The sequence below is a fragment of the Streptomyces sp. DSM 118878 genome (assembly GCF_052936595.1).
In genome coordinates, this window is record NZ_CP193622.1 from 7,635,893 (window position 1) to 7,654,344 (window position 18,452).

An 18,452-nucleotide genomic window follows, 5' to 3' on the forward strand; every position below is an offset into this window, starting at 1 on the left:
TACAGTCTTCGTTTCCGGGTGGATCGTAGGGACCGTGCGGACCGTACGGTCCGCGTGGTCCGCCGCGTCGGAGTACGCATCATCCCGCCTTCCTGGCCAGGTCGCCGGCGGCCGGGGTCGCCGCCTTGCCCTTGTAGGTCACGCGCCACAGCGCCGACTTGGAGTCCGAGGTGAAGAAGCCGCGGCCGTAGTCCAGGACGTACAGCGAACCGTCCGGCGCGAACTTCCAGTCCATGAGGTTCTTGATGCCGTCGTTGCCGATCGGAATGATCTTCTTCAGCGATTCGGCGTGCACCGGGAGGCCGCCGCCACCGGCCGTCTTCGGGTCGGTCACCACGGCGTGCCGGGGCTGGTCGGCGTCGTAGAAGTCACCGACGAACCACTTGCCGTCCCAGTACGAGGGCCACTTGTCGGCGCTCGTGCTCGCCGCGTCGTAGCGGTAGACCGGGCCGTTCATCGTGGCCTGGCCGCCGCCCTTGAGCCACGGCAGGAGCGTCTTCTGCTCCGACGTCTTGTAGCTCGGCACGCCCTTGGCGTCGCGCGGGTAGTCGACGCCGCCGCCCTGCGGGGAGTACCAGATGTTGTTCGGCTCGGCCGGCGGGATGTTCACCAGGCCGTCGTTGTTCGGCGACTCGTTCTTGAGGTTCTTGCAGTCGTACCAGCCCAGCGGCTTCGTCGGGTCCGGCAGGTTGCGGTCGCGGTAGGGCTGGTTGTTGCCCATGCAGTACGGCCAGCCGCGGTTGGAGGCGTGGGTGATCGCCGCGAACGTGTCGTACTTGGCCGGGCCCCACGTCGTCGACGGCGCGCCGGCGTCCGGGCCGACCCAGCCCGCGTACAGCGTGTCGGTCTTCTTGTCGATGGAGATGCGCGCCGGGTTCCTGACGCCCATCACATAGATCTCGCCGCGCGTCTTGCCGCCGCCCTCGGCCTGCTCCTTGCCGGTGAAGAGGTTGCCGTCGGGGAGCGTGTACGTCCCGTCGGCCTCCGGGTGGATGCGCAGGATCTTGCCGTTGAGGTTGTTGGTGTTGCCGGCGGTGCGGCGCGCGTCGGCGAACGAGACACCCTTGAAGTTCGGCTGCGGGTTGTTGCCCGAGTAACCGTCCGAGAACTGCGAGGAGTTGTTGTCACCCGTCGCGATGTAGAGGTTGTTCTTGGAGTCCCAGGCCATCCCGCCGCCCGAGTGGCAGCAGCTGTGGATCTGCACCGGCCACTTGAGCAGCACCTTCTCGCTGCCCATGTCCAGCTTGTCCGTGCTGCGGTCGAGCGTGAACCGGGAGACGTACCGCTCGGCCATGTGCGTCTCGCGGTTGATCTTCGAGTGGGGCGTGTAGTGCAGGTACACCCACCCGTTCTGCTCGAACTTCGGGTCGAGCTCGATGCCGAGGAGCCCCTCCTCGACCTTGATCAGCTCGTCGCCGCCGCCCTTGTTGCCGAAGACGGTGAGCGCCCCCGCGAGCGTCGACTTCTTGGTCTTGGGGTCGTAGACGTGGATCTCGCCCGTGCCCTTGCCGACGTCGGGGTCGTTCCAGTCGGTGACCACCGGCTGCGAGGAGTCCGCGCCGCCGCGACCGATGTGGAAGACCTTGCCGTCGGGCGCGGTGACCAGGCCGTGCGGTTCGCCGATCTGGTCGTTCTTGCCCGGCTGGTTGGCCTGGGTGAGGCGCTCCGCCCGGTAGTTGGCGTTGATCGTCGACTGGCAGTCGGCCCGTGCGATGCGGGTGGTCCACAGCAGGGCGCCGCGCAGATGGCCGCGGAAGTCCGTCTCGTCGTACGACGCCGCGGTGCCGCCCATGCCGGTGTAGAAGGAGCGGCCGCCGTCGTAGTCACGGCACCACGACACCGGGTGGTCCCAGCCGTTCTTGCCCGCACCCGGCTGGTAGGTCGACTCCCGTACGCGGGCGACCGTATGCACGTCCCCCGAGGGGTTCTTCGACCAGTTCAGCCACCGGTCGGGGCGCTTCCACTCCAGCGGCAGGTCCTTGGTGGCCGGGTTCTCGCGGTCACCCACCTCGACGGTGGCGCGCTGGACGTTCGTGGGGCTCGCGTCCGCGGGACGGGCGCCGATCAGCCCGGTGAACCACGAGGAGTACGGCTCGGCGCGGGCCGCGTCATGGATGCCGAGGAAGCCGCCGCCGGCCTCCATGTAGGCCTCGAGGCCCGCCTCCTGCTCGGCATCCAGGACGTCGCCGCCGCCGGTGAGGAACGCGACGGCGTTGAACCTGCCGAGCTTCTTCTCGTTGGTGAAGACGGACGCGTCGTCCGTCGCCACGATCGTGAACCGCTGGGCCTCGGGGCCCGTGAGGCCGATCTTCTCGATGGCCTCGATGCCGGCGTTGACGACGGGAGACTCGTCGCCGCCCGCCGCCGAACCGTGGAAGACGAGCACCTTGACGTTGGCGCCGCCGGGCGGCGACGGAAGGGACATCGTTGTCATGGGCGGTTCCGGGTACGGCCGCGCGGAGGCGGCCTGTGCCGAGAGTGCCCCGGTGACCATGGCTCCTGAGAGCAGCGCGGCCGCCCAGGCCCGGCGCGAGCGTTTCGGTCTGCGTCGTGCTCTGCCCAATCCTCGTACGGCCAAGGGCCCTTGATGCGGTGAGAGCCGCATGAGTACACCCACCCCTCGTCGGTCACAGCAACAGCGCCGACGAAGCTAGACCTCTTTTCGCGGCTCGCCAATAGGTATGACCGGGATAGCACCAACTTTGTCCTGAGTGTGGATAAACGAAGGTGTGGTGGTTACCGTATGGCCGTCCCCGGGGCCTCCCGCGCCCCGTCAGTCTCCGTAGGGCAGTGGGGAGTTCAGCATGGGTGGACGCGGCATGGACAGATTCCGCTCGGCCACGTTCCGCATGGACAGGCGGAGCTTCAACAAGAAGATGCTCGCGGGCGGCGCGGTCGCGGCGGCCGGGGTGACATCGTTGTCTCTGGTGAACGCGCCCGAGGCGAGCACCGCCGAGGTGCCGAGGACCGCCCCCGCCGGCGGCGACGTCAAGCGCATCACGATGTACGCCGAGAAGCTCCCCGACGGGCAGTTGGGGTACGGCCTGGAGAAGGGCAAGGCGTCGATCCCCGGCCCGCTCATCGAGCTCAACGAGGGCGACACCCTGCACATCGAGTTCGAGAACGCCACCGACGTCGACGCCAGCCTGCACGTCCACGGCATGGACTACGAGATCTCCAGCGACGGCACCCGCCACACCGGCAGCCATGTCGAGCCGGGCGGCAAGCGCACCTACACCTGGCGCACGCACGCCCCGGGGCGCCGCAAGGACGGCACGTGGCGGCCCGGGACCGCGGGCTACTGGCACTACCACGACCACGTGGTCGGCACGGACCACGGAACGGGCGGTGTGCGCAAGGGCCTCTACGGGGCGCTGATCGTGCGGCGCAAGGGCGATCTGCTGCCCGACAAGACCTTCACGATCGTCTTCAACGACATGACGATCAACAACAAGTCGGGCCACGACAGCCCGAACTTCGAGGCCACGGTGGGCGACCGGGTCGAGTTCGTGTCGATCACCCACGGCGAGTACTACCACACGTTCCACGTGCACGGTCACCGCTGGGCCGACAACCGCACCGGCATGCTGACGGGCCCCGACGACCCCAGCCAGATCCTCGACGACAAGATCACCGGGCCGGGTGACTCCTTCGGCTTCCAGGTCATCGCGGGCGAGGGCGTGGGGGCCGGGGCCTGGATGTACCACTGCCACGTCCAGAGCCACTCGGACATGGGGATGGCGGGCCTGTTCCTGGTGAAGAAGAAGGACGGCACGATCCCGGACTACGAGCCGCATCACGCGGGCAAGGCCGCGGGGGAGACGAAGGGTTCCGGCGGGGACGAGGCGTCCGGGCATCACCACTAGGGGAGACGGGGCGGCCGGGGGGGGCATCACTGGCTCGGCTGCCCCTTGCCGGGCGGGCGGCGCAGGAACTTCGGGGTCGGCAGGGACTCGCGGCCGATGACGTTGTTCACCAGGAAGTGGCGGGCCGGGCCGACCGGGCGAGGCACCGGGCGGAACGTCAGCCGGTGCAGATAGAACCACCCTTCCTGGAAGACGCGTACGGCGGTCGTCATGCACGTCCGGAAGTCGTCCGCACGCTGCCGTCCGACCAGCTCCACCGCACGGTCGTGCTCCGCGTCCAGGTTGGCCAGCCAGCTTTGCAGCGTACGTCCGTAATGGCCGAAGTCGTTGCGCAGCGCGGTCAGGTCGAACAGGCCGTCACTGGCCGCCTGTAGTTCACTCAGGTAGGAGGGGTTGCATTCGGGGTAGACGCGGCTCGCCAGATACAGGCCGCGCAGCAGCTCCGGGTCCATCGGGAAGCGGTGCCCCCACGTGATCGTCTGCACGACGAGGCGGCCCTCCGGCGCGAGCCAGTCGCGGGCGCGCGTGAAGAACTCCCGGTAGCCGCGGATCTTGGCCCGGCCGGACATCCCGGGTCGGGCGAAGTGCTCCATCGCCTCCACGCTGATGATCGCGTCGTACGGCTGGGCGGGCCGGTGGTCCGCCCAATTCTCGAACCGCACGTCGGTACGGGGGATCGCCAGGTTCCGCGTCCAGTCGACCGCGGCCTTGCTCAGCGTGATGCCCATGACGGACTCGACGTCGTACTCCTCGACCATCCGCCGCATCTCCCCGCCGTAGCCGCAGCCCACGTCGAGCACCCGGCTGCCCGGCCGCACGCCCGCCTGGTCGAGGAGGTAGTCGGTCTTGCGGAGCTGGGCCTTCTCCAGCGTGTCGTCGTCGCCGTCCCACAGTGCGGCGGCGTACGCCAGACTCGGGCCGAGCCAGATGCGGAAGAACGCGTCGGAGACGTCGTAGTGCTTGGCCGCGGCCGTGCGGGAGACGCCGCGATAGCCGTTGGAACGGGACATGCTGTCCACCTCTCGATAGGGAGCGCGCCGGGCGGGCCCGGCGACGGTCATTCCTTCCACACGGTCGGCAGCCGCCGTTCGAGACGGGCGGGCAGCCACCAGTTGGCGCCGCCCGCGACGGCCATCACCGCGGGGACGAGCAGCAGCCGTACGACGGTGGCGTCGAGCAGGATCGCGAAGGCCAGGCCGAAACCGAACTGCTTCAGTTCGAGGACGCGGGCGAAGAGCAGGCTGCCGAAGACGATCACCATGATGGCGGCGGCCGTGGTGATCTGAAGGGCCGTGCGCGCCAGTCCCGCAGGGACGGCCTCCATGTCGCTGCCGGTGCGCGCCCGCTCCTCCATGATCCGGCTGACGAGGAAGATCTCGTAGTCCATGGACAGCCCGAACAGCACCGCGAACAGGGCGACGGGAAGGTACGCCTGGAGCGTGCCCGAGCTGGTGAAGCCGAAGATCTGCTCGCCCCAGCCGAACTGGAAGACCACGGTGGTGGTGCCGAGCGCGGCCGCCGTCGCCACCAGGTTCAGCAGCACCGCCTTGAGCGGCACCAGCACGCTGCGGAAGACCACCAGCAGATAGCAGAACGACAGCACGAGGATGACCAGTACGACCAGCGGCAGCTTGCCCGAGGTCTCGTCGGCCAGGTCGACGTACTCCGCGCTGAGCCCGCCGACGCGCACCTCGGTGCCGGAACCGGCGAAGGCGTCGTCCACCGGCCCCGACCTCAGGTCGCGGACGAACGTGCTGGCCTCGGGCGAGTCGACGCGCTCCGTCGTGACGATCTGCACGCTCGCGCAGTCCGCCGACCGTTCGGCGGGCAGCAACCGCGCGACCTGCTCGTCGTCCCTGACGTCGGCCGCCACCCGGCGTACCCCCGCATCGGCGGCCGGCCCGCAGGCGACGACCTGCACCGGGCCCACCGCGCCCGGACCGAAGGACGAGGCGACGATCTGCTGCCCCTTGCCCGACGGGGTGCCGGTCAGGGAGGCGAGCCCCCAGTCGACGCCCAGTTTGACCGAGGCCAGCGGGGTCGCGAGCAACACCAGCACGCACAGCGCCGGCACGCCGAGGCGGTAGGGGTGGCGCAGCACGGTCGACGCCCACCGCGCCCACCGGGTGCTGTCCTGTGCCACCCTCCGCAGCCGGCGCGGCAGCCTGCCCTTGTTCACCCGCGGGCCAAGGACGGCGAGCAGCGCGGGCAGCGCGGTGAGGGAGGTGACGAGGCAGCAGACGACCATCAGCCCCGACGCCACCGCGATCTCCATGAAGATGTGGCCCCGGATGAGCACCATCGAGCAGAGCGCGACCGCGACGATCAGACCCGCCGTCAGCACGGTCCTGCCCGAGGTGCGCAGGGCGACCGACACCGACGTGTGCACCGCCGCCCGGTCGTCCCCGCGCCGGGCCAGCTCCTCGCGGAACCGGCTGATCACGAACAGCGCGTAGTCGATCCCGATCCCGATGCCGATGATGGTCGCGACGACCGTCACGAACCGGTCCAGGCTCAGCGGCTCCGCCAGCAACCCGAGCAGCGCCGTGCACACAAGCACCGCGCTCACCGCCATCGCCACCGGCACCAGGGCGGAGACGAGCACACCGAACGAGAGCAGCAGGGCGAGCAGCGCGACCGGGATGCCGATGGCCTCGGCGACGGACTGGTCGCGCAGTTCGACGTCGGAGAGGTCGTCGGTGAGCGCCGAGGGCCCGGTCAGATACGCCTCCACCGGCCGGCCCTCGGCCGCGTCCCGGATGTGGCGCTGGACCTCCGCGGCCTGGTCGGAGCGGTCGGAGAGGCTGCCCGTCATCGGGAACGTCGCCACCGCGGCATGGCCGTCCGGCGATACCTGTCCCCCGGCGTCGTAGGGCCCGGTCGGCCGTGCCGTGTCCGGGGGCAGCGCGGCGAGGACGTGGGCGACCGATCGCCGGTAGGCCGGGTCGTCGGCGGTCAGCCGCGCCGAGCGGAACACGACCACGCCGTGCTCCGCCCCCGACTCCGGGAAGTGCCGCTCCATGAGCCGCTGCGCCTTCCCGGACTCGGAGCTCTGCACCGTGTAGTCGGGAGCGGCCAGCCGTGACTCCACGCTCGGATAGAACAGCGCCGACGCGATCAGCAGGCAGAGCCAGGCGGCGAGCACCGGAACGCGGTGCCGGGCCATGAGCCCGCCCCAGCGGTACAGGGGGGAGGGGCCACGGGGTGCGTCGGGCAAGGGAACGTCCTCATCTCGTGTACGTCATGTCCGGTACGACGGCTCTCGCGGGACCGTCGGCGCCGTCGGCGCGGGAAGGGTCCGTACCGTCCGGTCGGCCTTCAGGGTCCCGTCGGCCAGCCGCTGACGGGTGGTGTGGTAGCGCTTCTTGCCGCTGGTCGTACGGGGTATCACGCGGCGGCGCGCGAACAGGACGGTGTCGATCGGCAGGTCGAGCAGGCGCAGCGCCGCCGCCTGCTCCGCGGCCACTTCACGGCCGCCCCGGTCGTGTTCGAGGAGGGCGACGATCTCGCCGGCCGGATCGTGGATGTCCGCTTCCAGGACGATGATCTCGTGGGCGGGATGGTCCAGGATGCGGGAGACCTGCTCCTCCAGGAGCGTGGCGAGGTGGTTGCGGCCCTGCCGGATGATCACGTGCTTGCGGCGCTCCAGGACGAACAGTTCGCCACGGTGGAGGAAGCCCAGGTCACCGGTGGGCAGCAGCCCTCCGGGGAAGGGCTCGGGGACGCCGGTCACGGGATCGAGACGGCCGACGGACACGCTCGTCCCGCGCAGGATGATCTCGCCGAGGACGCCCTCCTCCTCGACCGGCCCGCCCTCCTCGTCGACCAGCGTGGCCGTCAGCCCGTCCAGCGCCCGCCCCACGGAGAACACCGGGATGCCTCCGCCCGCGGGTGGCTCCTCGCCGAGCAGCCCCTCGCCGAGGAGCCGCAGTGAGGTGCCGCTCTCCAGGCCGACGGGGTCGACGACCACGTAGCGCGGTGTCTCGCCCGGCACCCACATGGAGCTGGCCAGCGTCGACTCGGCCATGCCGTAGCTACAGATCAGGCTGCCGTCGCCGAGCCCGTAGGGGGTGTAGGTGCGGTGGAAGCCCGCCATGGTCGCCAGCCGGATCGGCTCCGCGCCGATCACCGCGCACCGCAGCGCCGACAGATCACAGCCCGCCAGCTCCTCCGTGTCGACGGCACGGTAGGCGTGGTCGTAACCGAAGTTGGGCGCGGCGGTGATCGTGGCCCGGTAGCGGCTGAGCGCCCGTATCCACAGATGCGGGCGCATGATGAAGTCGGTGGGCTTCATCAGGTACAGCGGCCAGGCGTGGAAGAAGCTCAGCAGCCCCATGCCGACCAGGCCCATGTCGTGGAAGAGCGGCAGCCAGGACACCACCCGGTCGTCGCGGCGGGCGTGCATCGAGACGTACAGGGCGCGGAGGTTGGCGCAGATGTTGGCGTGCGAGACGGCCAAAAGCTTGGAGTCCCCGGTGGAGGCGCTGGTCGCCTGGAGGAAGGCGACCGCGTCACCGCCGGGCCCCGGCGTCGCGGGGAGCTCGTCGAGGGCGTCGTACCCCTCGGCCTCGCGCGGCAGCATCACCACCGGCCCCGGGAACGGCGCCTCGGTCAGGCCCTCCTCCAGGGCGAGGACCGCCTCGCCCGGCGGGAACACCGCGAGCATCCGCCTCACGTGCCGCCGGAACGCCTCCTCGCCGCCGAGCGCACGCGGCGACGGCAGGACCAGCGGCCGTCCGCCCGCCCACAGCGCGGCGAAGAAGGCTTGCAGTGTCGGCAGTTGGCCGTCGGCGGCGATCACCACCACCCGGCCCTCCGGCAGCTTGCCGCCGAGCAGGGCACTGGTGCGCAGGAGCCTGTCGTACGACAGGAACACGTCCTGCTGGCCGGGGATCAAGAAGTGCACGCCGTTGCCGGGATCGGCCTCCCGTACGGCGTCGCGTACGGCGTCCAGGAAGTTCATGCCGCACCCGCCAGCCGCCGCTCGACCAGTGTCACCAAGCTCAGCGGGGACGTGGCGAGCAGCGAGTCGCTGTCCTCGAAGGGCACTCCGTACAGTTCGGCGAGCTTGACGCCGACGCGCAGTTGGCTCAGCGAGTTCAGCCCGTACGCCAGGAAAGGCGTCTCGTCGAGCCGGAGCACCGAGGGGTCGACGCCCTCGTCCACGGCGGAGACGGTCTCGATGAGCCTCTCGAAGATCAGGTTCTTGTTCATGCCGCGTCCCTTCACCGTCCGTGGAAGACGAACTTGGCCAGCGCCGTGGTGATCCCGGCGGAGGCGACCACCAGCAGTACCCGGTCACCCTCCGCGAGGTCGCCGTCGCGCACCGCCTCCGACATGCTGACCGGTACCGCGGCCGACGCCGTGTTGGCGTGCCGGGCATGGTGGAAGCGGTACTTCGCGGCGTCGATGCCGCACTCCGCCGCGACGTGCCTGCTCGCCCCGTCGCTCGCGGAGTGACCGAAGACCAGGTCCGCCTTGAACTCCTCGAACCGGGGCTCTTCCCGGTAGTGCTCGATCAGCTTGCGGGTGCCGAACTCCATCAGGCTCAGCCCGAACGACACGAACTGCAGCGGCCGTGGCTCGCCGGCCGCCCGGGGCTTCTTGCCGAAGTAGGCGTCGAAGCCGGGCAGCGGCACGAAGCACAGGTCGCGTGCCTCACCGTGGGTGCGGAAGTCCGCGTCGAAGCCGTCGTCCTCGCCCGGTGGCCCCGCGGTGACGATGGTGGCGGTGGCCGCCTCGCCCAGGGTCACCGTCGGATGCCAGTGCGCGAACTCCGTGAGGGAGCGCAGCTCGTAGCGGTAGACGTCGGCCGCCCCGAACTCGGCGTTCAGGATCATGACGGTGCGGTAGCGGCCGGTGCGCAGGAAGGCGTCCGCGACCTGCAACGCGCGCACCCAGCTCGCACACGCCTCCAGCACGTCGAAGGCGCTGGCGCGCCGGAGGTCCAGCAGGTCCTGGAACGTGGTCGCCGACGCCGGCTCCAGCACGCCCCGGCCGATCCCCGCGTACAGCAGCAGATCGATGTCCGAGGGGTCCATGCCCGCCGAGGCGAGCGCCCGGCGCCCGGCGTCCGAGGCGAGGCCGCTCGGCGTCTCGCCCGGCGCCCGGTGGCGGCGCACGGTGGTGCCGCTGGAGGCGAAGCACGCCTCGACGAGCCCCTCGACGGTGGACAGTTCGGATGGGGTCAAGTGCGGGGCGCTCGCCTTCCGCACCCGCGCCTGCACCTCCTCGTTGGTGACCTCGCGGGTCGGGAAACTGTGCTCGATGGCCAGAAATTTCACTCGATTCCCCCAGAATTCTGATGAGCGTCGAAAAAGCCGGTCGACAGCATGTCGCGCACGCTCTTGCCGAACGCCACCGAGATCTGCTCCAGGTCGCCGTCGGAGTGCGCGGCGCTCAGCAGCATCGTGTGCAGCTCCGGCAGGAAGACCCCGTACCGGCGCATGTGGTAGGCGAGCGCCAGCGTGGCCGTGACGTCCAGGCCCGCCAGACGGTCGCGGACCCGGTGCGGTGCGGCGTGGTCGAAGGCGACCGAGAAGACCGAGTCCCGGCCCCGCACGGCGCACGGCACCCCGCAGTCGGCGGCCTGCGCGGCGAGGTCGGCGACCAGCCACGCGGTCCGCTCGCGCAGCCGGGTGTAGATCTCCGGGTGGTCGCGCAGCTCGCGCAAGGTCGCCGCGCCCGCGGCGGCGGTCACCGAGTTGCCGCTCATCGTGCCGCCCGCGAACGCCCGGCTGTCGACGTCCTTGAACGGGTCCCCGCTGGTACGCACGGTGTCGATCAGCCCGGCCCGGCCCACCACGGCCCCGGCGGGCAGTCCGCCGCCGATTATCTTGCCGAGGCAGGTGAGGTCGGGCCGCACCCCCGCGAGGTGCTGCGCCCCGCCGTAGTGCACCCGGAAGCCGCTCACCACCTCGTCGTGGACGACCAGGACACCGTGGGCCGCGCACACCCGGGACAGCTCCCGCAGGAAGTCCGCGTCGAAGTCGCCCAGGGCGGCCGGCATCGGCTCGACGATCACGCACGCGAGCCGGTCGCCGTACGCCTCGATCCGGCGCAGGGACGCCGACTCGCCGTACTGGAGGACGAGCGTGCCGTCGACCACCGACTGCTGCATGCCGGCGCAGTTGCCGACCGGCTCGGGGGCCTGCGGGTCGCCGCGGTAGCGGAACCAGGAGCTGACCAGGCCCTGGTCGGAGAACCCGTGGTAGTGCCCCTCGAACTTGGCGACCTGCTGCCGGCCGGTGTACGCGCGGGCGATCCGCAGGGCGATCTGCACGGCCTCGGTGCCCGAATTGCTGAGCACGGTCTTGTGGTCGGGGCCGAACGCCCCGGCGATCAGCGCGGCGACCCGCACCTCGTCCGGGTTGCCGATCGCGTTGACCGCGCCCCGGGCGGCGGCCTCCTGGATCGCGGTGACCACCGCCGGGTGTGCGTAGCCGAGGATGTGCGGGCCGTATCCGCCCGACAGGTCGATGTACTCGTTGCCGTCCAGGTCCCGCAGCCGCGAACCGCGCGCCTCGGCGACCGCCAGGGGGAACGGGCTCGGCAGCACGAAGCGGTCGAAGTGCGTGGGCGCGACCAGATGCCGCGCCGCCTCCTCCCGCAGGGCCGTCGTGCGCGGGGAGCGCCCGGCGATCTCGGCGCGGAAGACCGCGTGCAGCTCTTCGTTGAGGTACGGCGAGAACCGGCCGGTGAAGCGGCGGGTCGTCGCCCACAGGTCGATCTTCGGATCGACCGCCGAGATGAACCCCTCGCCGGTCAGCAGCGACAGCGCGAGCACCGAGAACGTCGTCGTGATCCGGGTGCCGTGCCGGCCGAGGAGCCGGATCGCGTCGTCGAGGAACGCCAGCGTCGACCAGCGCGACGCCTCCTCCTCGAAGTGCCGCCGCAGCACCACGCCGAGCTGCTTCTCGTACGAGTCGTGCCCGAGTACCGCCTCCGGGTCCACCGCGAACGCCCGGGTGAAGCGGCGCGCGGCGAGGTCCCACTCACCGCGCATGCACGCGTAGTAGAAGGACGCCAGGTCCCATTTGCCGTCCTCGGACAGCCGTCCCACGAGACCGAAGTCGATGAGGGTGACCCGGCCGTCCCTGCCGAAGATGATGTTGCCGGGGTGCGGGTCCACGTGGAAGACGCCGTGGAAGTAGACCATGCAGTAGAAGGCGTCCTGGAGGCGCGCCGCCAGCTCCGGACGCCCCAGCGCCACGTCGTCGACCCGGTCGCCGGGCACGCCCTCGACGTACTCCATGACCAGCAGGTCGGGGCCGTAACTCAGCTCGTGCACCCACGGCACCCGCACGAACGGGTGGTTGCGGAAGTTCTCGCCGATCTCCCGCTGCCTGGCGGCCTCCCCGACCAGGTCGCACTGGCCGACGAGGAGGGGGCGCAGCTCGCCGAAGTGCCCCGGCAGGTCGTACCCGCGCAGCCGGGGCAGCAGGTGCGCGACGGAGGCCAGCCGGCCGATCACCGCCGAACCGGCCTCAAGGCGCCCGCGCACGCCCGCCTTGACGACCTTCACCGCGACGGCCCGCCCGTCGAGCACGGCCCGGTGCACCTGCGCCACCGAACCGGCGGCGACCGGTGTGCGCTCGAAGGAGTCGAACACCTCCTCCGGCGCCCGGCCGAGCGCCCGGCGCAGCACCTTCTCCAGCGCCGTGTCCCGCATCGGCGGGAGCTGTGCGAAGAACTCCCGGAACTGGTCGGTCACCTGGCGCGGCAGCAACCCCGACTGGGTGCCGAGCACCTGACCGGCCTTGATGTACAGCGGCCCCATGCGCAGCAGATACCGGCGCAGCAGTCGCGCGGCCCGCACCCTGTCCCGCCGCCCGAGCCCGAACCCCACGACGAGCACCGCCGTCCACCAGGCCACGCGGAAGCTCTCCAGGACAGCCTTCACCGATCCTCCTCCGGCTTCGCCCACTGTGCGGTCGACTGCTCGGCGCGCAGCCGCCGCAGCCCCTCGTCGGTGCCGACCCGGGGCACATAGCCGAGGTCGCGCCTGGCGGCCGTGATGTCGAACCAGTGGGCCGTGGTGAGCTGGTTGGCCAGGAAGCGGGTCAACGGCGGCTCACCCGTCCCGAGGGCCCGCGCCCCGTACTCCAGGGCGGCGGCCAGCGGGCGGGCCGCCCACTCGGGCAGTTCGCGGGTCACCGGCCCGGCCCCGGCGGCCCACAGCAGTTGGTCGATGGTCTCGCCGACCGGGCGCGGGTCGTCCTGGGTGACGAAGTAGGCCCGTCCGGCCGGGGGCGCGCCGGGCGCGAGCCGGTCGAGGGCGAGCAGATGCGCCTCGGCGGCATTGTCGATGTACACCGTGTCGATCTTCTTCGTGGCCTTGCCGATCCGCCGCAGCCGGCCGCGCCGCGCCTGCTCGGCCAGCCGGGGCAGGAAGTGCGGGTCGCCGGGCCCCCACACGATGTGCGGGCGCAGCGCGACCGTGGCGAGCCGCGCGGAGTCGGCGCTCAGCACGAGCCGCTCGGCCAGCGCCTTGCTGCGCGGGTAGGGGGAGAGGAACCGGGTCGCGTACGGGAGCGACTCGTCGGCGCCCTCCAGGTCGCCGCCGGTGTGCACCACCGCGGGGCTGGAGCAGTGGACCAGGCGTCCGACGCCGTGGGAGCGGCAGGCGGCGAGGACGTTCGCGGTGCCGGTGACGTTGATGGCGAAGTAGTCCCTGGCCGGGCCCCACACCCCGGCCAGCGCGGCACAGTGGATCACGGCGTCCCGGTCGGCGACGGCCCGCGCGGTGGCGTCCGCGTCGCGCAGGTCGCCCAGGTGCTGTTCGACGCCGAGCTTCTCCAGCGCGGGCTTCGGGTGCCGCTGGAAGGAGCGCACGCTGTCGCCGCGCTCGGCGAGCCGTGCGCACACCGCCCCGCCCAGGAAGCCGCCCCCGCCGGTCACCAGGACCTTCATCGGGCGTCCCCGCCGTGCCGCAGGAACCGCCCGGTGCCCCGGGTGGCGCCGAAGCCGTCCGCGAACGTCCCCTTCTCGAACACCACGTCACCGGCGACACAGACGGCGTCGACGGCGGCGTCGTTGCGGTTGACCATGCGGGACAGTCCGCCGTACGCCGCCACCGGCGCCTCGTGGTACGCGGCGAGCTCGTCGTCGAGGCCCTCCGGGTCGAGGACGACCAGGTCGGCCCGGTCGCCTTCGCGCAGGGTGCCCGCCGACAGGCCGAACCAGGCGGCGAGTTCCCCGGTCAGCCGGTGCACGGCCGCCTCGGGGGACAGGATCGGGCGGCCCGCCGACTCGGCGTCCCGCACTCGCTTCAACAGCCGCAGCGGCGCGTTGTAGAACGCCATGTTCCGCAGGTGGGCGCCGGAGTCGGCGAAGCCGAACTGTACGACGGGGCTTGTCGCGAGCCGGTCGAGGACGGCCGGGCGGTGGTTGGCGATCGTGGTCCTCCAGCGCAGCCGCGTGCCGTGTGCGGCGACCAGGTCGAGGAAGACGTCCACCACGTACTGCCCGCGCTCGTCGGCGACCGCGCCGAAACCGCGGCCCGCCAGGCCCGGTTCGGGGCAGGAGACGATCTCGGCGTCGTACAGGCCGCGGTGCCAGGCGCGCGGCGGCAGGGACCGCCGGTACTCGCGCCCGAACCGCCTGCGGAAGCCGTCGTCCATGAGCAGGGCGCGCCGCTCGGCCTCGGTGCGCAGGTGCAGCGCGGCGGCGGTCGCGCCGAACTCCTCGAACACCACCAGGTCGATCCCGTCGGAGTACAGCTCGAACGGCACCGGCAGGTGCTGCCAGCGCAGATCCGTGCCGAGCAGTCGGCCGGCGGCGGCGGTGGCGCGGGTCAGGGCGGTGGCGAGGCCGGGGGCGGCCTTCGGGTCGATCGCGGTCAACAGGGTCGTGCGGAGCGCCGGCCGGGCCCGGCCGGCGCCGGAGGCGAGGAACAGCAGCGTGTTCAGCGGCATCGCGGGGTTCGGGGCGCTCTGCAGGATGCCGCCGGTGCGGCGCAGCGTGCGGTGCAGCCGCCGGTACTCGCCCCACGAGGCGTAGGTGGAGGGCAGCCGGGCCGAGCGGTAGCGGTCCCCGGCGAGCCGCGAGAAGGGGCTCGTCATGGTGGAGAGCCCGACCAGGCCCGCCGCGCGGGCCGCGGCGAGCAGCTCCTCCATGCGGCGCAGCTCCCGCTCGGTGGGCCGCTCCTTCGGGTCGACCGCGCGGCCCAGCCCCATCACGTGCGCGCGCAGGTCGGAGTGGCCGAGGAAGGCCGCCACGTTCGGGCCGAGCGGCCGCTTCTCCAGCGCGTCGACATAGCTCTCGGCCGAGTCCCAGGTGCGGTACGCGGTCAGCGCGTCGAGGATGCGGTCGTACGGCACGGCCTCGACGCGCGCGAACAGGTCGGCGCAGTCCAGCGGAGTCGCGTACACGGTGGACAGGGAGCAGTTGCCCATCACCACCGTGGTGACGCCGTGGCGTACCGACTCGCGCAGCCCCGGGTCGAGCAGGACCTCGGCGTCGTAGTGGGTGTGGACGTCGAGGAAGCCGGGCAGGACCCAGCGCCCCCGGGCGTCGATCGTCCGTCCGCCTTCCCCGGTGTGCAGCGGGCGGGCCGAGACCGCGGTCACCACGCCGTCGCGGATGCCCAGATTCCGAACGGCGGACGCCGCCCCGGTGCCGTCGAACCAGCGTCCGCCGTGTACGACCACGTCGAATGGCTTGGGCATGACCCTCCCGTTCGCTTCTCTGGCGCGTGCTGTTCTCCGGTCGCAAAGGGCGCGGCCCGCGGCGGGTGCCACGGACCGCTGACGGCGTACGACTTTCCGGTTACTCGAAGTCGACGTCGGAGATGTCCAGCGAGCTGCTCGACGAGCTGCTGCTACATCCCTCGTCCATGCCGATCTCTTCGAGACTGGAGACCTGCTCGTCGACGACCGTGACCTCGATGTCGAACATCTTTCTCTCCCCTCGTTGATTGTTGCACTGACCTGAATGACCCTACGAGAGTCGGCAGAGCGGATGCCATCACGGAATTCCGTGGTTCAAACCACGGGGAATCCGTCCGAACAGTTCTGGGAAATTGCGGATTTCGGGCGACGCCGGTCCTGGATCAGCAGCACGACGGCGAGCAGCACGGCCATGCCCGCCGCGACCCGGGCGGCCCCGGCGAAGCCGAGACCCTGCATGCCCCAGCCGGCGCCGAGCGGGGCGATCGTGAGGCCCGCGGTGTAGGCGAGCGTGTAGAGGGCGTACACCGAGCCGTAGGCCGGCGGCTGCTTGGCCTCGGCGATCTCGGACATGACGGTGATGGTGGGCGTGAGGACGAACGAGGCGCCGATGGTCACCACGGCGAGCGCGGCGGCGATCGGGATCACGCCGTCCACGGAGCCGACGGCGACCAGTGCCACGGCGGCCACCGCGCAGCCGCCCGCGGCGACCGGGCCCGGCGCGATCTTGCGCAGCAGGCTGCCCGCGACCGGCGGGGCGAGCGCGGCGGCGACCCCCGCAGCGCCGAAGACGAGGCCGACCGTGCCGACACCGGCATTCTCCGTAGTGAACAGGTGCAGCGGCAGGATGGGTTCGAGGAAGGCAAGGAGGGCGGCGCCCGCGGCCGTGAGCAGCGCCACCAGGACCAGGCCGCCGCGGCCGCGGATCTCCGAGAGCGTGCCGCGCGCCTCGGTGACGGCGCCCTCACGCGGAACCAGATACCAGCGGGCCACGCCGTCGCCGATGGCCAGGACACCGGCGAGCAGGAAGGGCGCTCGGGGGTCGAACCAGCTGCTCAGGAGCCCGCCCAGGGGCGGCCCGACCAGGGTGCCGACCGCGAACGACGACAGGGCCACTCCCATGGCCTTGCCGCGCTCCCGCGGTGCGTGGGTGGCCGCGATCAGGGCCAGGCTCGCCGTCCACACCACGCCGGCGGCGGCGCCCTGAAGCGCCCTCGCCACCAGCAGCGGGGTCGTGTCGTGGGCGAAGGCGAACAGCAGGGTGGCCACGACCAGGCCGATCACCCCTGCCAGCAGGGGTTGGCGGTTGCCCCGGCGGTCCACCCAGAGCCCGACGAAAGGTGTGACGGCCACGAGCGCGGCCGCGTAGACGGCGAACAGGATGCCGACGTCGAGGGGCCGGGCGCCGTTCTCGGAGGTGAGTTTCGGCAGCAAGGGCACGGCCATGCCGTACACGAGCGCGTCCGTGGCCAGTGCCAGGGACGCGACGGTGAGTGCCGCCGTGCTGCGGGTTGCGGTCGGATGCTTGTGCTCCATAGTGAATCTGACTACCATAGTGAATGTGACCAAGCAACAGACCCCGCGGCCCACCAGACTCATGGGGGACCGCATGAGGGCGGCCCGCGAGGCGCAGGGCCGGTCGACGCAGTCGGCGGCGGCGGACGCCGAGATTTCCTCCGGCTACCTCTTCAAGCTGGAGAGCGGCTTCGTCGGCACCCCTTCACCGCGCGTACTCCACCGGCTGGCCCAGGTGCTCGGCCTGGACTACTGGGAACTGATGGGCCTCGCGGGATACGTGGTGCCCGACGGGGTCGAGGTGCCCGACGCCTCGGGAGAGGCGCCCTTCAGACCCTCCGCGCCCCCCGTCTCACCGTCCTCCGCGCCTTCCGCGCCCTCCGCGCCGGACGCTCTCGGCCGTATCGCCGACGCGCTGGAGGGCATCCGTGACGAGCTGGTGATGATCAGACAGGCGCTGCCGGTGCGGGAAACCGCACCCCGTGGCAGGAACCCATGAAAGTGGTCCCCGCGCCCCACGGATTTCCTTGAGGAATTCCCACGGAAACCCGGGTGCGGGAAAGGTGAATTCAGCCATCGGTTGTCCACGGCAACCTTGACAGTTGCCCCGCTTCGCATGTTTATATGTCCATTGCATATGCCGTCTGTGATCGCCTTTATCTTCCGCCTCGGTTCCCGGGTTTCTGCATCGGAAGGAATTATGGCCTTCGAATGGTCTTCGCCGAATTACGTGACGACGGACAGAGACGAATGCGCGGTGGTACTCGTGGGGTGGTGGAAGGCGGTGGCGCGCTTGCCCTCGGGAACCATCCTGCACGACGAAATCGAGATTCATCAGTGCGCGGACGCCGATCTGCTGGCCGCCACCGTCCATTCCGTCCGAGCCGAATGGATGCTCGTCGGTGAACGGATCGACGACAGCGAGATCCACCGCGCCTTCTCCCGGGCGAAAGCGACCAGGGAGGACCTGAAGCTGGCGATCCTCGGCCCCCGCCGCGACTGGCGCCGCTGCGAGCGCTGGCAGCGCCGCGGCTGCCGGGTCTACCTGGAGGACACCGCCGGCCTCCGGCGCACGGCCGAGGCCATACGCACCGCGCACGGACTCGGGGTCAACGTCACCGACCGCAGCTTCTTCCAGCTGCTCCAGGAGCGTTCCACCGGCCCCACCCCGCACCTCACCCGGCGCGAACACGAAGTCCTGGACCTGCTGCGGCGAGGCCTGCGCAACCAGGACATCGCCCACGCCCTGCACGTCACCGAGAACACCGTCGAATACCACGTACGCCACCTGCTCTCGAAGTTCGGCGCCCGCAGCAGACTGGAGGCGGTCGAACGCGCCTCCGCGTTCGGACTCGCCTGACCCCGGCGGGACCCATGGACCGCGGTCGGGCGGTGCCTCCCC

General features: G+C 71.2%; 14 protein-coding genes. 3 read left to right on the forward strand and 11 right to left on the reverse strand.

Going from position 1 to position 18,452, the window contains the following annotated elements; translation table 11 throughout:
- Nucleotides 1-79: 79 nt before the first annotated feature.
- The gene (locus ACRAKF_RS33080) at nucleotides 80-2,605 is read right to left on the reverse strand and encodes a ThuA domain-containing protein (protein ID WP_447041539.1); all 2,526 of its coding nucleotides are present in this window, start codon (nucleotides 2,603-2,605) and stop codon (nucleotides 80-82) included.
- A gap of 244 nt (nucleotides 2,606-2,849) precedes the next feature.
- On the opposite strand from ACRAKF_RS33080, the gene ACRAKF_RS33085 reads away from it, so the two are divergent.
- Nucleotides 2,850-3,866, forward strand: coding sequence for a multicopper oxidase domain-containing protein (locus tag ACRAKF_RS33085; protein ID WP_447042286.1), 1,017 nt, complete (start codon nucleotides 2,850-2,852; stop codon nucleotides 3,864-3,866).
- A gap of 26 nt (nucleotides 3,867-3,892) precedes the next feature.
- Here the strand turns inward: ACRAKF_RS33085 and ACRAKF_RS33090 are convergent, their stop codons facing one another.
- From ACRAKF_RS33090 to ACRAKF_RS33135, 10 genes are all read right to left on the reverse strand, one after another.
- A complete protein-coding gene (locus ACRAKF_RS33090; RefSeq protein WP_447041540.1) occupies nucleotides 3,893-4,876 on the reverse strand; it encodes a class I SAM-dependent methyltransferase in 984 nt (327 codons plus the stop codon).
- A 47-nt stretch (nucleotides 4,877-4,923) separates the two neighbouring features.
- On the reverse strand, nucleotides 4,924-7,083 hold the full coding sequence (locus ACRAKF_RS33095; RefSeq protein ID WP_447041541.1) for an MMPL family transporter: 2,160 nt from the start codon (nucleotides 7,081-7,083) through the stop codon (nucleotides 4,924-4,926).
- Nucleotides 7,084-7,107: 24 nt separating this feature from the next.
- Entirely contained in the window at nucleotides 7,108-8,829 is a 1,722-nt protein-coding gene (locus ACRAKF_RS33100) for an AMP-binding protein (RefSeq protein ID WP_447041542.1), read from the reverse strand.
- Nucleotides 8,826-9,080: an acyl carrier protein gene (locus ACRAKF_RS33105; RefSeq protein ID WP_447041543.1), complete on the reverse strand. Its 255-nt coding sequence runs from the start codon at nucleotides 9,078-9,080 to the stop codon at nucleotides 8,826-8,828. Before ACRAKF_RS33105 ends, ACRAKF_RS33100 begins: the two co-directional genes overlap by 4 nt.
- Nucleotides 9,081-9,091: 11 nt before the next feature.
- On the reverse strand, nucleotides 9,092-10,150 hold the full coding sequence (locus ACRAKF_RS33110; protein ID WP_447041544.1) for a 3-oxoacyl-ACP synthase III family protein: 1,059 nt from the start codon (nucleotides 10,148-10,150) through the stop codon (nucleotides 9,092-9,094).
- Nucleotides 10,147-12,768 carry an aminotransferase class III-fold pyridoxal phosphate-dependent enzyme gene (locus ACRAKF_RS33115; RefSeq protein WP_447041545.1) on the reverse strand — a complete coding sequence of 874 codons (2,622 nt, stop codon included), beginning with the start codon at nucleotides 12,766-12,768 and terminating at the stop codon, nucleotides 10,147-10,149. Before ACRAKF_RS33115 ends, ACRAKF_RS33110 begins: the two co-directional genes overlap by 4 nt.
- A complete protein-coding gene (locus tag ACRAKF_RS33120; protein WP_447041546.1) occupies nucleotides 12,765-13,778 on the reverse strand; it encodes an NAD-dependent epimerase/dehydratase family protein in 1,014 nt (337 codons plus the stop codon). The genes ACRAKF_RS33115 and ACRAKF_RS33120 overlap by 4 nt, the downstream gene beginning before the upstream one ends.
- On the reverse strand, nucleotides 13,775-15,535 hold the full coding sequence (locus ACRAKF_RS33125) for an N-acyl-D-amino-acid deacylase family protein (RefSeq protein ID WP_447041548.1): 1,761 nt from the start codon (nucleotides 15,533-15,535) through the stop codon (nucleotides 13,775-13,777). Before ACRAKF_RS33125 ends, ACRAKF_RS33120 begins: the two co-directional genes overlap by 4 nt.
- 100 nt (nucleotides 15,536-15,635) lie before the next feature.
- Nucleotides 15,636-15,764, reverse strand: a complete 129-nt coding sequence (locus tag ACRAKF_RS33130; protein WP_447041549.1) for a hypothetical protein — start codon at nucleotides 15,762-15,764, stop codon at nucleotides 15,636-15,638.
- An 86-nt stretch (nucleotides 15,765-15,850) separates the two neighbouring features.
- The gene (locus ACRAKF_RS33135) at nucleotides 15,851-17,071 is read right to left on the reverse strand and encodes an MFS transporter (RefSeq protein WP_447041551.1); all 1,221 of its coding nucleotides are present in this window, start codon (nucleotides 17,069-17,071) and stop codon (nucleotides 15,851-15,853) included.
- Nucleotides 17,072-17,096: 25 nt separating this feature from the next.
- Between ACRAKF_RS33135 and ACRAKF_RS33140 the strand changes: the two genes are divergently transcribed.
- Both ACRAKF_RS33140 and ACRAKF_RS33145 read left to right on the forward strand, forming a co-directional pair.
- The gene (locus ACRAKF_RS33140; protein ID WP_447041552.1) at nucleotides 17,097-17,549 is read left to right on the forward strand and encodes a helix-turn-helix domain-containing protein; all 453 of its coding nucleotides are present in this window, start codon (nucleotides 17,097-17,099) and stop codon (nucleotides 17,547-17,549) included.
- 294 nt (nucleotides 17,550-17,843) lie between these two features.
- Entirely contained in the window at nucleotides 17,844-18,410 is a 567-nt protein-coding gene (locus ACRAKF_RS33145) for a response regulator transcription factor (protein ID WP_447041554.1), read from the forward strand.
- Nucleotides 18,411-18,452: the final 42 nt, after the last annotated feature.

Coding starts and splice junctions, on each gene's coding strand:
- ACRAKF_RS33135 (WP_447041551.1), bottom strand. CDS start 17,071: ATGGAGCACAAGCATCCGACCGCAACCCGCAGCACGGCGGCACTCACC.
- ACRAKF_RS33100 (WP_447041542.1), bottom strand. CDS start 8,829: ATGAACTTCCTGGACGCCGTACGCGACGCCGTACGGGAGGCCGATCCC.
- ACRAKF_RS33125 (WP_447041548.1), bottom strand. CDS start 15,535: ATGCCCAAGCCATTCGACGTGGTCGTACACGGCGGACGCTGGTTCGAC.
- ACRAKF_RS33090 (WP_447041540.1), bottom strand. CDS start 4,876: ATGTCCCGTTCCAACGGCTATCGCGGCGTCTCCCGCACGGCCGCGGCC.
- ACRAKF_RS33105 (WP_447041543.1), bottom strand. CDS start 9,080: ATGAACAAGAACCTGATCTTCGAGAGGCTCATCGAGACCGTCTCCGCC.
- ACRAKF_RS33085 (WP_447042286.1), top strand. CDS start 2,850: ATGGACAGGCGGAGCTTCAACAAGAAGATGCTCGCGGGCGGCGCGGTC.
- ACRAKF_RS33080 (WP_447041539.1), bottom strand. CDS start 2,605: ATGCGGCTCTCACCGCATCAAGGGCCCTTGGCCGTACGAGGATTGGGC.
- ACRAKF_RS33120 (WP_447041546.1), bottom strand. CDS start 13,778: ATGAAGGTCCTGGTGACCGGCGGGGGCGGCTTCCTGGGCGGGGCGGTG.
- ACRAKF_RS33130 (WP_447041549.1), bottom strand. CDS start 15,764: ATGTTCGACATCGAGGTCACGGTCGTCGACGAGCAGGTCTCCAGTCTC.